Annotated in this window: 10 protein-coding genes; 2 read left to right on the top strand and 8 right to left on the bottom strand. The window is 46.1% G+C overall.

What is annotated here, in order from left to right:
* Window positions 1-44 precede the first annotated feature (44 nt).
* The 5 genes from HRQ85_RS17625 to HRQ85_RS17605 form a co-directional block, all read right to left on the bottom strand.
* Window positions 45-1,196 (bottom strand): GGDEF domain-containing protein, encoded by a 1,152-nt coding sequence (locus tag HRQ85_RS17625; protein WP_444823272.1) that lies wholly within the window; start codon window positions 1,194-1,196, stop codon window positions 45-47.
* A 160-nt stretch (window positions 1,197-1,356) separates the two neighbouring features.
* Window positions 1,357-2,589: a hypothetical protein gene (locus tag HRQ85_RS17620; protein ID WP_172380250.1), complete on the bottom strand. Its 1,233-nt coding sequence runs from the start codon at window positions 2,587-2,589 to the stop codon at window positions 1,357-1,359.
* 9 nt (window positions 2,590-2,598) lie between these two features.
* Complete coding sequence (locus HRQ85_RS17615; protein WP_172380249.1) at window positions 2,599-3,420, bottom strand: outer membrane lipoprotein-sorting protein; 822 nt, start codon at window positions 3,418-3,420, stop codon at window positions 2,599-2,601.
* 44 nt (window positions 3,421-3,464) lie between these two features.
* Window positions 3,465-5,981 carry an efflux RND transporter permease subunit gene (locus HRQ85_RS17610; RefSeq protein ID WP_172380248.1) on the bottom strand — a complete coding sequence of 839 codons (2,517 nt, stop codon included), beginning with the start codon at window positions 5,979-5,981 and terminating at the stop codon, window positions 3,465-3,467.
* 120 nt (window positions 5,982-6,101) lie between these two features.
* Window positions 6,102-6,887, bottom strand: a complete 786-nt coding sequence (locus tag HRQ85_RS17605; RefSeq protein WP_048611674.1) for a TetR/AcrR family transcriptional regulator — start codon at window positions 6,885-6,887, stop codon at window positions 6,102-6,104.
* Between the two features lie 528 nt (window positions 6,888-7,415).
* Here HRQ85_RS17605 and HRQ85_RS17600 point away from each other — a divergent pair.
* Window positions 7,416-8,189, top strand: coding sequence for a hypothetical protein (locus tag HRQ85_RS17600; protein WP_172380247.1), 774 nt, complete (start codon window positions 7,416-7,418; stop codon window positions 8,187-8,189).
* On the top strand, window positions 8,110-8,892 hold the full coding sequence (locus HRQ85_RS17595; RefSeq protein WP_048668634.1) for a hypothetical protein: 783 nt from the start codon (window positions 8,110-8,112) through the stop codon (window positions 8,890-8,892). Before HRQ85_RS17600 ends, HRQ85_RS17595 begins: the two co-directional genes overlap by 80 nt.
* Before the next feature lie 135 nt (window positions 8,893-9,027).
* On the opposite strand, the gene HRQ85_RS17590 is transcribed toward HRQ85_RS17595, so the two are convergent.
* From HRQ85_RS17590 to HRQ85_RS17580, 3 genes are all read right to left on the bottom strand, one after another.
* Complete coding sequence (locus HRQ85_RS17590; RefSeq protein WP_017107497.1) at window positions 9,028-9,522, bottom strand: outer membrane beta-barrel protein; 495 nt, start codon at window positions 9,520-9,522, stop codon at window positions 9,028-9,030.
* Window positions 9,523-9,665: 143 nt separating this feature from the next.
* Window positions 9,666-13,733: an ATP-dependent RNA helicase HrpA gene (gene hrpA / locus HRQ85_RS17585; protein WP_050621986.1), complete on the bottom strand. Its 4,068-nt coding sequence runs from the start codon at window positions 13,731-13,733 to the stop codon at window positions 9,666-9,668.
* 198 nt (window positions 13,734-13,931) lie between these two features.
* Window positions 13,932-15,260: a MipA/OmpV family protein gene (locus tag HRQ85_RS17580; RefSeq protein ID WP_122082493.1), complete on the bottom strand. Its 1,329-nt coding sequence runs from the start codon at window positions 15,258-15,260 to the stop codon at window positions 13,932-13,934.
* Window positions 15,261-15,285: the final 25 nt, after the last annotated feature.

The following is a 15,285-nucleotide window of genomic DNA, read 5'->3' as shown; positions in this document are numbered from 1 at the left end:
AAGACTGAAGCGAGCGGTGTTCTAGATCAGAAGTGAAACGAGCTCTAAACCTGAATCGAACAAACGCTGTTTTTACCTGCGTTTTTTGCTAAATAGACGGACTCATCGGCGGCTTTGATTAACTCGTTCATTGAGCCGAATTCTTGGGTTATTTCAGCGACACCGACACTAATACTGCCAATCCAAACTTGATTACCGGTTTCAACCTCTAATTCAGACACCTTCTGTCGAGCCGTTTCTGCGATGTGCATGCCACCTTTGAGGTCGGTGTTAGGGCAAATAACCAAGAACTCATCGCCACCTAACCGGCAAACGATATCATCATTACGGAACGTGTTTTTCAGTTCACGCGATAGGGTTTGTAGTACCAAGTCGCCTGCATCATGACCACTGGTGTCATTAATACGCTTGAAGTTGTCGGCATCAATCATAATGCACACTAAAGGCATACCAAGTTCTTTGGAGTCTTGCCAATGTAGCGCTAACTGTTTAAAGGCACTACGGCGGTTAGGCAAATGAGTGAGTGAATCGGTTAACGACAGTTCTTCAAGTTTCTTACTCGTTCGTTTCAATTCTGCCGTCCGTTCTTCAACTTTGTCTTCGAGTAACTGGTTGAAGCGTAACAACTGCTTGTTTCGTTCAGAGACTTGTTCAAACAGGCCGTTAAGCGCAGCCAAAAGCGGGACAGTCGAAGAATCTTGCTGCTTTGCTTCTGCTTCAAAGGCTTGTTGAGGTGTTGCGCCCTCTTCTATGGCGACCATTTGTCGCGCCATGCTTTGGTCGATGCCAAGGATGTGGTAAGCAAGCCAATGGATCAAGAAATCAAGTAACTGCCGTGCTGACAACTGATCTTCTTTCAAGATGAAAGCTTGCATACTGTAGATATCTTGCATAAACACACGATGCACTTTGACGTGCTCTTCAATGTGTACCTGATGTACACCGCAATCTCTCATCAAAGATTCTTCTTCTTTAAAGTGAAATTCGGCATAGCGCGTGAGATCAAGTAAAGCGATGTTAATCTCGTCTATAGAGATTGTATTCTCTGACAAAAGATTTCCGTAGTGGTTGATAAAACCAACAAGGTATTGATGTTGTTCATCGACAACACCAATGCCTGTTTCAAAGTTTTGATCCCAATTAAATAAATTCATAGATCCCTTAGGGCCGATACCACCAGCACGGTTGACATGCATATTCGGAGGTTATAGATATTCGAAAAATATAACCATCTTACCTGTAGGCCTATTCGATTATTTACTCCACTTTATAAAAAGATGACTTTGAACATTATAAATATAGCGCGTCTTAAATCTGAGACGCTCCCTTTAACAAGAAAGCCCCACCAAACCAACATTAGAAATAATATTCCAACGCCACCTCAACAAAATCATCCTTACGCGCGAAGAACAACAAGTCTTCTGGGGTTTCGTTCTCAAACAACCAAGCGTTTAGTCGCCACTTGAGATTGTTATTGATTCGGCTTGATGCTTCCAGCTTTGCACTGTAGACATCGCTGTTATCTAAGTCTTGAGTAATGCCTGTAAGCACTTCGGTGCCGTCTTCATCATTCAAGGCGAAGCGAGCCCCGAGGAACACATCGTTTTGGCCGATGGTTTGGGCATTGTTACCTCTGCTGTCATACAAGTATTCCGCGATGAAGCCGATGTCCCAATAGGATTCAAGCGCTCCAACCCAAGTGTATTCAAAGCCTGTTGCTACGCCTGTGTGGTTGTCGTAGCTGTCCCGATAAATACTTTCCAGCTTCCATAACCAGTCACCAATAATGCCTTGCACATCGAGTCCGAAGTGCTGCATTTGTGCGTAGTATGGCTTGAGTTGATTGCCTTCCACACGGTAGTAAGGGTCACGGTTCGTACCACCTAAATAACTTAAACCGACATCCCAATCGCCGTACATTTGGCTATAACGCAATGCCACATCGATGTGCTTTTCTTCTCGCGAAGATTCGTAAAGCGCATCGTCCGATACGGACACTGCTGGCCTTAACCTGCCGTCTTCCCCAGCGAAGGTACGTTCACGAAAATACGGCAGTAACATGGCATCGATGGTTCCCCAGTCTTTGATCGAGGTGAAGTGGACCATTGGCTGACCGAGTTTCGATTCACCATCGACCGATTCAATGGCATCGGTTTGGTTTACCACATCCACCAAGTGCGCCGATTCGGTTACGCCCCAAAACACCTTCCCGACACCAGCTCGCAGTTCGTAATCATCCCAATACGTGAGGTACAGAGCTTCTCGAACGTCGCCATGAGTTCGCTCATCGTCTTCACTGTCTAACCGATAAAACGGCGTGAAGGTAAAGCTGCCGTTGCCCTCTTGTTGTTCCCAATAAAACTCTGGCTGCAATACCAGTGAGCTTTGCCCTTTATCTTGTCCTTGTAAGCCGTCGCTAAAGAACTGCCTGTGTTCAAGGTTAACCTGCCCTGCGAGTTCTGGGGGGACTTGTTCTACGAACTCAGAGCTAAAGCCTGCCGCCACACATGGCAACGACACCTGCATAAGCCCAACTGTCGCTGCCAAGGTTAAAGATAACTGCGTTCCTGTTAACACAATCCTTTTCATATTCTTGCCTTACTTTGCACGTTTCAGTGTGTTTTTCTGGAAATCTTTGTCCTTAAGACCGGTTTGGAACGCTAAATCTGTCGTGGTTAAAACGGTGCTTTTGCCTGTTTGATGGTTTTGCATCGACATTGTGTGCGCGCGCCAGTATTGGTTTAGGTATTGTTTGTAGTCTTGGAACGAGAGGGTTTTCAGTAATGCGCCTTTACGGTCGTAAAACTCCACTTGAACGGGGCGGTAATATTGTTGGTCTAGCCATACTTTCTGCATGGTGTAGCCAGAGTTTTTATCGGTCGGTACTTGCTCCAAGACAAAGGTATCGACGCCTTCCAGATTCGCGTCTTCAATGTAGTTGAAGGTGTACTTTTCTAGTTCAAACGAGCTTAAATCTTCATAAGCAAATTCACTGCCCATAAACGGGCCTGATTTGTTACGTGAAGAGATGCGTTTTACACGTTTCAGAGCAGGCAAATACAACCATTGGTCATCCGATTTAGAGATGTGTGAATGGTTTAAGAAAGCCGTGCCTTTTACGTCGCGAGGCTCATCAAAAATTGTCAGCCCTTTGTCGCCATCGTCATCCACTTCTAACGACTTCAATCGCATTAGACGTGAGCTGCTTTCGCCTTGTTTGTTGCGAAGTAGCATCTCCATGGTTGCGACAGAATCGCCCCACCCCATATCGACGGCTTTGCGTTGCTCAGCGATTTCTAGGCCTTTCGCTGGGTCTGCTAATGCTGGGAAAGCGGCGAATGAGCCTATTGTTAACGTGCTGACAGTTAATGAGCTAACGGTAAATAATGTGGTAACGAATGTTTGTTTAACGCTTTTCATAAATATCTCCTTGAGTCAGCCCACCGCAGCAGGCTGACGATTCCTTATTTGGTCGATGTAGTCAGTTCGGCTGCTGGGCTAGGCTGCGACTTGGCGTCAGGCTTTGATTCATGCTGAGTTTTAACTGAATAGTGGGTCTGTTTATCGAAAATCATCAGTAAGCTTGGTAGCAAGATGAAGTCGACCACCAGCGCAATGAAAATCACAATCGCGCTGAGTAAGCCCATATCAGAGTTGAGTCGGAAGCTCGACATTGCCAGTACAGAGAAACCCGCCACGAGCACGACTGTGGTGATCCACAATGCACGGCCAACGGTGTGGAAGGCGTATCGAACCGCTTCTTCCGCTGATTTCCCTTCAATTCTCGCGCGCTGGTATTTGCTTAAGAAGTGCACCGCATCATCAACCACGATACCCAGAGTGAGCGTGACGACCACTGACAAACCAAGGTTGATTTCACCAGAGATAAGCGCCCATAAACCGAAGCCAATGATCGCCGGCGCAATGTTTGGCACTAGGCTGATCATGCCCAAACGAACCGAGCGCAACGCAAAGATCATCAAGCCGGAGATAAGCACTAGGGTAATAGGCAGAGTCGATAACATACTCGCCATGTTGGTTTCGCCAATGTGAGCAAACATCAGTGATGGGCTCGACGCGACTACTTCATACTGAGGCGCATTGGCCGCAAACCATGAGTAAATGCGCTCTTCGAGTTCTACTAACTCCACGCTGCCGAGGTTGTCGACAGTGAGTACCATTTTGATCGATGACTTATCGACGTTGATCTGGTTGTTCAAGTCCAAGCCGTACGGCAGAGACATTTCGTAAAGCAGCAGATATTGCGCGGCAAGTTCACGGTTAAGCGGCAATTGGTAGTAGCTGTCATCGTCGCCATGCATATTCTTGTTCAAACGCATGTAAACATCGGAAAGCGTCGCCACATGGTCGGTTTCAGGTTGAACGCGTAGCCACTCAGTAAAGTCGCCAATCGCTTGCAAGAACACAGGATCAGCAATCGCTTGAGACTCGTTGGTTTTCACTGCGATGCTGAGGGTCGTCATGCCGCTTACTGTCTCTTCCATGAAGTCGGCCGCTTGTCTGAATTCGCTCGAGGTATCGAAATACTTCACCGACTCATCATTCACTTTGTTGAGTGGAATTAACGCAGCAGCACCGACAATCACAAGAGTTGAAACAGGCAGCAGTGCTTTGCGGTTAGCAACGACAAAATCACCGAGCTTATCCATAAAGGTGACTTTGTCTTCCGCCTTAGGGTTGGCAGATAGACGTTTAACTGGCAGCAGTTTTAACAATGCAGGCAACATGGTCACAGAGAGGAAACACGCGATGAGTACGCCTAGTGCCGACAAGTTACCGAAATCACGCAGCACTGGAGAATCCGACATGTTCATCATCAAGAAACCGATCGCAGTCGTCACTGAGGTGATCAGAATCGGCATTGCATTGAGCTTGATGCTGTATTGAATGGCTTGTGCTTTCTCCATACCGCGCTGCATCGCTTGTCTCATGGTCACAATCACGTGAACACAATCGGCAACGGCAAGGGTTAATACCAAGGTTGGAACGTTAACCGTCGCGGTGCTGAGGAACATCCCTGCCCAGCCAGACAAGCCCATGGTCGCGACAATTGAAGAGATGATCACAACTAAGGTCGCAAGCACGCTAAAGAAGGAGCGCAGCATGAAGGTCAGGAACACCAACACTACTAGCAGCATTAATGGCACCAACGTTGAGCTGTCTTCTTGAGCCGAGGTCATAAATGCGTTGTTCATGGCTATGATGCCCGCTTTATGGAATTCGACATTCGGGTACTGAGCTTGGTACTTGCCAATCATGGCGTTGATGGCCGTAATCACCTCTTGCACTTCCGCGGTTTTATCCACTTCTGGCAATTGCACGGTGACGTTCACAATGGTCACGTCGCCAGAGGCTGACACCAAGGCATTCTTAAGCAGTGGTTCGTTTAGGGCGATCTGTTTGACTTTGGCGATTCGCTCGGGCGTGTGCTCGTATTCTTCATACAGCAGGTCTTCCACTAAGAGGTCATCTTCAATGGCTTCGGTATGCTGATAATTGGCAAGGGAATCGACACGGCTTGAGTACGGGATCTGCCACGCATCGACCGTGAGGTTTTGAATTAAGGTGAGAGTTTCTGGGGTGAAGACATTGCCATCTTCAGGGGCGACAACAATCGCAAGGTTGTCGGTTTTTGCAAAGGTCGTTTGGATTTCATCGAACGCCATCAACTGTTTGTTGGTGCCTTCGAAGAAGATATTGTAGTCCCCTCTAAAGTAGAGGTTCTTTGCCCCTAATGCAGAGAGAATGATGATTGAAAAAACCACCAGCAGAACGATAAACGAACGCTTGGTCGGTATTGAGTGCCAACTGTTATTTAGATCCCCGTTTGCGCTATCGACGTTACGGTTATCTCGATTTGGGTGATCGAAAGCTGGCTTCTGGCTGTCATGTTCCATCACAGTCTCCATTTGTGACGATTCGTCATAGTTGTGTCTTAAAAAGCCAGCCGAAGCTGACAAAAGACACAATGCTTAGTCATACACTCAAGAAAACCAAAACCACACTAGGCTAAACTTAAGTTTATGACGAATCGTCACTAATGGTTATTAATAAACCCACATGAGTGGGTTTAATGGAAGCTATCGACCTACAGATTCTAAGTAGGCAATCTCTTCGCTGAACAGTTCTTGTTCTACACGACGCCAAGTTTTGCGGTAGTCCCAATCAGTAGAAAGAGGCTGCCAGTTGAGGCCGTCTAGTAGCATGTTCGCGTTGTATAATACTGAATACGGGTCTTGTAACCGCTTAATACAATGACTGTTTGAAGCATTCTGTGACAAGGCATTTGAACCAAATGCGATTGACCAGTTTGCAAACACGATGGCGTCTGAACCCATACCAGAAGGGAACTTTAGGTCACCAGCATCGACTGCTTGGTTAACCATTAAATCGGCTTGTTCAATCACCAATTCTTCCAGTTCGTTCATCTCTGCTACGCGTGCACTAGACGCTTTCTCTAGTACCCACGGGCTTTTTGCCATGATCGCACAGGTTGATAGTACCGGCTCCATGCGAACATAGATTCGGTAAGCAACGTGTAATGCAACGACCTTTTCACGTGTGTTGCCTTCAAACTCTCCAGAACGAGCAAACATTAATGCTTCGGCCTTTAAAGAGTGAATACACAAGGCTAAAACTACGTCTTCTTTGCTGCAAAAGTGATTGTATATTGTACCTTTTGAATAAGAACTCGCGGCCGTTAGCTTATCCATCGTGAGGTTTCCGAACCCTTGTTCTCGAACCAGATCTTTTGCTAACAACATCAATTCTACTTCTCGGTCTGCGATAGACTGTTGCTTTTTAGACAACACGCCTTTGCAACCAAAGATACCTTGTTTATCGCCTTTACAACCAAAGCCAAACATAATTTCTCAGTCCGTATTTTAGCTTAGCCATTACCTAAGCTTCGCCAGTATTTAAAACGCTCCTATCCAATATATTAACACGAATAGTAAATTCATGTAGTTAACCATTTTGTGACGCTTCGTCATTTCTGACTTATCGTCATAATAGCGCAAATATTGATCATATCAAGGTGTTTTATAAATTAAATTCAAAATTTGAATGGATAGGTGGATTTGGAATCGATAAGACAATCATCAATAGTCGACCTTAAGAGAAGACCCGTATTTTGACCTACAGATTGCGAAAGTGAATTGGCATTCTTAACCTAACAAAGAATGTCGTCACTTTAAGCTGCTATGCGCATTCATGCCCAATGATTCCTAGCGCTAACCACAAGAATGAATGACTGTAGGCTTACTTTTTAGGGCAGACGTCTCCTTATGGTCAATATTTGGCTTACTAATGCCGTTTTCTGTTAAGTTGCTATAAATTCGGTAAGGGGTGACTTACAATAGTGACAACGACTTACCTTTTTTGAGAACACGATATTGAGCGCCAAATATTCTTATTTAGCTTGGCAAGTGAATACTTCTAGCCCAGCAGAAAAGCTAGTTTTATTGATGCTTGCAGACGGTGCTGACGAATTCGGCTACACCAATGTGTGCCTACAGACAGCAGGTCAACTTTGTGCTCTCTCTACGTTTGGTTTAGCCGACTGTCTTAAGTGTTTAGTCGACCAAGGTTTTCTCGATAAGGTGAAAGTAGATTATCGAGATCAAAAAGAGATTCACGTTTTCAAAATGCTCATTGAGCAAGAGCAAGCTGCAGCGCACGTTGAGGCTCAACCGGCCAATAGTATTCCGGTCTACTCTACAGCACCTGCACCTGCACCTGCACCTAAGTTTCAGCCTGCTCCGGCTCCAATGCAACACATGCAACATACCCCTCGCCCACAAGGCAGAGGCTCAATGAACAGCAACACCGTTTCAACGCATGATTTGGATGAAGAGATCATTCCAACATGGGCGGAACGTGCGTTTAAATTCTCCGGCCTTGCTGGTGACCATAGTTTAGTATGGAAAAAATTTGTCCTCTGGTATAAAGCCAAAGCCAATGAACTAATGCCAATATCACGCATCGAATCCAAGTTGCAGTACTGGTTAGTTAACGAGAAGCAAAATGAAAGACAACAACAGCAGAAGACCTCTCAATATTCAGGAAATGCAGGACAAGCTCAAGGAAATGGGTATCGACAAAAGCTTAGCCCATCTGAACGCTTCAGGCAGCAGCTCATTCAAAAAGGCAAAAAGCCAACCTTCTGAGCAAGCTCAACCTGTTGTTCCGGAAGTGCTGCCTAAAGATCCCGCAGTACCTGACGTTATTGAAGCACAGAGTACAGAAGTAGCGACACCTAATGCTGCTAGCACTGGTGCGTCTCAACAAGTGCCTGTTGTTGATCAGGATGCCGCAGAATTAGAACTAACCGATTGGTGTATCCATGTGTTCGGCTCTTTCTTGAGCGTATACGAAACACAGTGGGAATATCAGTACGGTAGTGAGCCAAGTGGTAAGTTCATTGAGTTTGCTAACTCTGTTGATTCAGACGGCCTAAACCGAGTGCTAATGCACTGTCACGAGCGCATTCAGCTTGGCAACAGTTGGCCGCCGCAAATGGGTGAGCTGTGGATCCTGAAAGACTCTTTGACCGAAGAAGAGCTGTTGGATAGCCGTATCCGTGTGTTGTCGCGTACAGCGGTGAACAAGATTGAGAAATGGCTGATTCAAAACAAGCTGTATGACTTGAAGCGCACTGCGGAAAACAAGCTTGATGGCCTGTTTAAGAAGTACTACTTGGAAGCAAAACGTTTAGATGAGAAAGGCATGCTAGAAACGGAGTTGCCGCAATTCCTGCTTGCCGCTAACTCAGTGAAGAACCTCAACGATTTAAAACGTGAAGAGTACGAAAGCCAACACGGCAAAGCGATTAACCCTAGAATTCAGCGTATTCTGAACAGTAAAAAGTAACCGTCGGCCCGCTATCTGTTGTAAGAAAACAGAGTAGCGACTACACGGTTAACAGATACAAAAATGCCAGCTATCAAGCTGGCATTTTTTATGAATTCTTACGAACTCTTAACGACTGATCGCATTACTGATTGATTACAGTAGGTGGATAGTTGCGTTTAGAGAGAAAACGCCTGCGTCGTCATCTTTCATTTTGAAGTTTTGGTAGCTAGCGCCTACAGATAGTGGACCGAAGATGAAGTATTCAGCGCCTACAGCGTACATGATATCAACGTCGTCTTGCTTGAAGTTATCGCCTTTCACTTCGTAAGAATGAAGACCACCCTTCGCGTATACGTGAAGAGGACCGAAGTCGATGCTTGGTTTGATCGCTAAGTAAGCAGTGCTTACGTCAACACCTTGTTTAGCACGGTTGCCGTAGCTAACGTTGTCGAAAGAACCTAGATCCCAGTAACCCGCTTCAACACCGATTAGTGGAAGGATACCTGTACCTACGTGGATGCCCACCGCATTTTCATCTTCACCAGCGAATGAGTTTTGACCACCCATTACACCGCCGTACAACCAAGAATCAGCCATTGCTGTTGAAGATGCACCTAGTAGTGCTAGTGCCAATAACGTTTTTTTCATATTCGACCTTTTTCGTCCTAGTGGCAGGCCTTGAGTGGTAATAAATTGCCACCAAGTCGCCCTGTATGTAATAACTATTCAATTAGTAATGCAATAAGCAAGATTTATACCCAAACCTTGCTATTGCGTCTAGCTTTATTCCTTTAGCAAGCATCAATCGCGTTTTTAACACGCTTATCTGATACTGGGTAAGGCGTACCGAGCTGCTGTGCGAAGAAGCTTACACGAAGCTCTTCTATCATCCAACGCACCTCTTTTACATTTTCTGGAACCGCGATCCCTTTTGGAATTTTATTCAGCAGTTCTTTGTAATCATTCATTACTGACTCAACTTTGATCATATGAAGACGATCTTTATTCGGGTCAATTGGCAGTTTTTCCATGCGGCGTTCAATCGCTCTCATATAGCGTAGAATATCCGGCAGGCGTTTCCACCCACATTCTGTGGCAAAACCCTTAAAAATCAAACCTTCTACTTGAGCTTTTATGTCAGAAAGTGCGAATGCCATAGAAAGATCGACACGGCCTTTTAGCTTCTTACTGATGCTGAATGCCGTGGTTAAGATGGTTTCAACTTGTTGAGCAATCTCAACTACCGTATCACCCAACTCTGCACGTACGTGCTCTTTCAGTGCTTCAAACTGCTCTGGTTCCCAAACCAAACCGCCCTTCTCTTCAATCAGCTTATCAATACCACAAGCGATACAGTCATCGATTAAATCAAGTACCTGTCCGTATGGGTTGAAGTACAAGCCAAGTTTCGATTTGTTCGGCAAGTTAGAGTGCAAGTATTTGATCGGCGATGGCACGTTCAACAGGATTAAACGACGCTGACCCGATTTCATTGCTGAGATCTGCTCTTGCTCGGTTTCGAACAGTTTAATCTCTACGCTGTCTTTGGTATCCACCAGCGCAGGGAAGGCTTTAACATCGTAGCCGCCACGTTTCTGTTGGTAGACTTTTGGTAATTCACCAAAGCTCCACGTATGCAGGTTCTGCTGCTCGATGTCATCGTCTGCCACTTTAGAAAGCGTTTCTTGAACCTTGTCTTTCAGGCTTTCTTTCAGCTCATGCAGGTCTTTCTGTTCTTTCAGCTTACGCTTGCGATGATCGACAGCGCGGAATGTTACCTTTAAGTGTTCTGGAATCTGGTCTAACTTCCAGTCATCACGGACCACTTCTACACCCGTCATGCGACGTAGCTCTTTCTCAAGAGAATCCAATAACGGTGCTTCAAGTGGTGTCACACGTGCCAAGAAAGCATCAGCGTAGTTTGGCGCAGGCACAAAGTTACGGCGTAGCGTTTTAGGTAACGACTTAATCAGGCTAATCACTAGCTCTTGACGTAGACCCGGGATCTGCCAATCAAAACCGTTCTGGTCGATCTGGTTCAAGATAGGCAGCGGGATGTGTACCGTTACACCATCGTTGTCGTCGCCCGGCTCAAATTGGTAGCTCAGCTTCAGTTTGATACCATTTTGGTGCCAGAAGTTCGGGTAATCCAGATCGGTAACGTGGCTAGCATCGCCTCGGAACAGCATCGACTTTTCGAAGTTCAGCAGCTCAGGGGTTTTCTGACTGGTCTTCTTCCACCATGTATCAAAGTGACGGCCAGATACCGCCTCTTCACCAACACGCTGGTCATAGAAATCGAACAGTTCATCATCGTCGATCAAGATGTCACGACGACGCGATTTATGCTCTAGCTCTTCGACTTCTTGTAGAAGCTTGCGGTTCTGCTTGAAGAAAGCGTGTTTGGTTTCCCACTCACCTTCTACTAATGCACTGCGTACAAACAACTCACGGCTGACGGTGGCATCAATCGCGCCGTAGTTCACAAGGCGCTTAGGTACGATTGGGATTCCGTACAGCATCACTTTTTCGTGTGCCATTACCGCTGCTTGTTTCTTAGACCAATGTGGTTCGCTGTAGCTGCGTTTAATCAGGTGTTTCGCTAGCGGTTCAATCCATTCCGGTTGAATCTTGGCGATAACGCGACCCCAAAGTTTTGAGGTTTCTACCAGTTCAGCAGACATGATCCACTTAGGCTGTTTCTTAAATAAGCCAGACGCAGGGAATATGTGGAAGCGCGCATTACGTGCACCTTGATACTCATTCTTCTCTTGGTCTTTCATACCGATGTGCGAAAGCAGGCCTGATAGCAGTGACATGTGAATGCCATCGTAACTACCCGGTTCTGTATTCAACTTGGTATCCAGTTCACGCATCGCTTGGTGAATTTGGAAGTACACATCTTGCCATTCACGGATACGTAAATAGTTGAGGTAATCTTGCTTACACTGTTTGCGGAACTGGTTACTCGACAGCGCTTTTTGCTGCTGCTTGATGTAATCCCACAAGTTCACAAACGTGATGAAGTCAGACTCTTTATCGAAGAAGCGCTTGTGCTTGTCATCAGACGATTGTTGCTTATCTGATGGACGCTCACGCGGATCTTGAATCGACAACGCAGACGCAATCACCATCACTTCGTGTAGGCATCGATTACGTGGCGCTTCTATCACCATACGCGCTAAGCGTGGATCGATAGGTAGCTTCGCCAGCTTACGACCAATCGCAGTTAGCTTCTTCTTGTCGTCGCCGTGGTTCTTGTTTTTGTTCGCTGATGGTTCAACAGTCGCGATCGCACCGAGCTCTTCAAGCAGTCTTACACCATCTTGAATGTTGCGCTTATCTGGCGCTTCAACAAATGGGAACGCTTGAATGTCGCCTAAGCCTAGCGCTGTCATCTGAAGGATAACCGATGCTAGGTTAGTACGAAGGATCTCTGGGTCGGTAAACTCTGGGCGTGATTCGAAATCTTCCTCTGAGTACAGACGAATACAGATACCTTCCGCAACACGACCACAACGACCTTTACGCTGGTTAGCACTCGCTTGAGATACTGGCTCAATCGGTAGGCGTTGTACTTTAGTACGATAGCTGTAGCGGCTGATACGCGCCGTACCCGGGTCGATTACATATTTGATGCCCGGAACGGTTAACGAGGTCTCTGCCACGTTGGTTGCCAGAACGATGCGTCGGCCAGTATGAGACTGGAAAATACGGTTCTGTTCACCCGCCGATAGACGCGCGTAAAGCGGAACAATTTCGGTATCACGAAGGTTGCGTTTACTTAATGCATCTGCGGTATCACGAATTTCTCGCTCACCGTTCATGAAGATCAAGATATCGCCAAGCCCTTCATCACACAGCTCATCAACGGCTTCAAAGATGCCTTCGATTTGGTCGCGGTCTGAATCACTTTCATCACCACCTAATGGGCGGTAACGCGTATCAACTGGGTAAGTACGGCCAGACACTTCAATGATTGGTGCATTGTTAAAGTGCTTCGAGAAACGCTCGGGATCGATGGTTGCCGACGTGATGATCACTTTCAGATCAGGACGCTTTGGCAGCAACTCTTTCAGGTAACCCATGATGAAATCGATGTTCAGGCTACGTTCGTGCGCTTCATCGATGATGATGGTGTCGTACTGATTTAAGAATCGGTCGTGTTGAATTTCCGCCAGTAGAATACCGTCGGTCATCAATTTGATTTGGGTGTTGTCAGAAATCTGGTCGTTAAATCGAACCTTATAACCAACAAACTCACCGAGCTGTGTTTCCATCTCTTCAGCAATACGGTTCGCAACCGAACGCGCCGCAAGACGACGAGGCTGAGTGTGACCAATTAAGCCAAAGCGGCCGCGGCCAAGCTCAGAACAGATTTTTGGTAACTGAGTGGTTTTACCCGAACCCGTTTCACCCGCCACGATAACCACTTGGTTTTCAGCGATGGCTTTCGCGATGTCTTCGCGCTTTTGGCTAACAGGCAGAATTTCTGGATATTCAATCGTTGGTTTCTGTGCCGCACGCTGAGTTGCCGTCATCATCGACTTAGCAATGTCTAACGCAATCTCATCAAAGACAGCGTGCTTAGCTTGTTCGTTCTTAATTTTGCTCGCACCAGCAATTCGCTTACTCAAACGGAAGCGATCGCGCATCATACATTCGTTGAGCGCTTTACGAAGAGAGGCTGGGCTATTCTGAGATGATTTGTTGTTTGTCGCTGATTGTTCAGCTTTTTTGGTATTTGATTGTTCAGCAGATTTCTTCGATGCAGCTTGGTTTGGTTTCGCTTTGCTCTGTGAAGAACTTGGCTGTGCTGCATTCTTGTTGTTATCTGCTTTTTCCGGAGACGAAGTCAAAGCGTGTCCTATTCTTGTACTTATTAAACTCGCGCGATTATATCACAAGTCTCAAACAAAAAAGCCTGACAGCAAAGGGAAAACCTTTTGCTATCAGGCTGATTAATCTCACGAACACTCGCAGGATCTATGAAAGCGAGGTCAAATGTAAGTCGTACTTAGTAAACTCTGGTTTAAAGCTAACGTTAAAAACTGCGCTTAAAACTCATATTGGAAGTAAACCGTGTTGTAGTTACTGCCGCCTTTGATTCGTCCGAACTGGGATGCGTTTTCAAAGATTGCAGAACGGTGATGCAATGAGTAACCAAACCATAAGTTGTTCAAGTCATTCTTACCGATCAAGTCGCCGACGTTCACATCAAATGAGAAGTCTAAGTAGTTCAACAGATGGCTTGCGGTGTAACCTTTACGGTCCATCTCAGAGCCTTCGATATACGTAATCGAATCGATGTAAGACATACCTTCTGCCACACCTACACGCCACTGAGTTGGCCAATCAAAGGTGTAATACGCTTTGATTGCGATAATGTATTCGGTGCTGCTTGATTGTACGTCTGAACTCCAGTGGTGCGCGATACCTGGCGTTAGGTAGATGTCCAATGGGAAGCCGAAGATCTCATCGGTTAACGGGTGTCCATAGAAGAACGAAGTCAACTGGTTGTTGTATTCGTCTTTCTCTCGATTGAACTTCATGATATCGCCAATATTGGATGGCGTAGCCCAGCCGTGGGCGACACGTAAATACGGCGCATTGCTCAGCTTCGGTTTTGGTGCTTTCTCTTTGTCGTTGAAGAAGCCAAAGCCAAGGTACAACTCACCTTGATAACGATCTTCAACAATCGACGAGTCGTAGGCGTTGTCGTCCAATCGAGTCACACTGGTAGAACCCAACAAGTACAAGTTTGAAACCACATGGTAACGCGTTTCAACACCGACATTTAAGTCAACACCAGCACCAATGGTTTCATTAGACGCGGAGTAATACTCACTGTTGAAGTCAGCACTTTTATAACGAAGTGTCGCGCTCGGGTAAAACTCCCAATCTCCGGTTTCATACTTAGCTTTAGCACGTAAGTTACCGTGGAAGTTGTATTCACTGTCGCTCATTAATTCCGTCTCAACTGACCAAGAATCATCAAGTTGGTAGGTCAGTTGAGCACCGAAATCCGCCGTATCGCCTTCAATCGCGTTCTGCTCAGATGCCGGGATATCAATAAAGCGCATGCGAGAGATAGCATTGAAAGACCACTTCTCATCGTCAGTTTGATAGAGGTATGCCCCCATCTCGGTACCGTCAATGAACACATAATCGTTCTTAAAAAACAGCATCGGTACGAATGAGCTAACCGATTGGTCACCACCAGACGTGTCATAAGGGATGCTCGCAGTACGGAACATTGCAGCGATGCCCCACTCTTGCTCTTCAGCGGCCCACGCGTTAGCACTCAGGAAAACGCTACTTAGGAAAGCACTACCTAGTAAAACTACCCCAGATGAAGGGAGAGTCGGTAAATATTTGAGCTTCATTCTTATCTAATTACTCTTTGTAATA

The organism is Vibrio sp. Vb339, from assembly GCF_902751245.1.
Taxonomy (GTDB): domain Bacteria; phylum Pseudomonadota; class Gammaproteobacteria; order Enterobacterales; family Vibrionaceae; genus Vibrio; species Vibrio coralliirubri.
Note: the sequence above shows the minus strand (reverse complement) of the source record. Positions and strands in the feature narration are given on the sequence as shown.

Coding starts and splice junctions, on each gene's coding strand:
- HRQ85_RS17625 (WP_444823272.1), bottom strand. CDS start 1,196: ATGCATGTCAACCGTGCTGGTGGTATCGGCCCTAAGGGATCTATGAAT.
- HRQ85_RS17620 (WP_172380250.1), bottom strand. CDS start 2,589: ATGAAAAGGATTGTGTTAACAGGAACGCAGTTATCTTTAACCTTGGCA.
- HRQ85_RS17615 (WP_172380249.1), bottom strand. CDS start 3,420: ATGAAAAGCGTTAAACAAACATTCGTTACCACATTATTTACCGTTAGC.
- HRQ85_RS17605 (WP_048611674.1), bottom strand. CDS start 6,887: ATGTTTGGCTTTGGTTGTAAAGGCGATAAACAAGGTATCTTTGGTTGC.
- HRQ85_RS17595 (WP_048668634.1), top strand. CDS start 8,110: ATGGGTATCGACAAAAGCTTAGCCCATCTGAACGCTTCAGGCAGCAGC.
- HRQ85_RS17590 (WP_017107497.1), bottom strand. CDS start 9,522: ATGAAAAAAACGTTATTGGCACTAGCACTACTAGGTGCATCTTCAACA.
- HRQ85_RS17580 (WP_122082493.1), bottom strand. CDS start 15,260: ATGAAGCTCAAATATTTACCGACTCTCCCTTCATCTGGGGTAGTTTTA.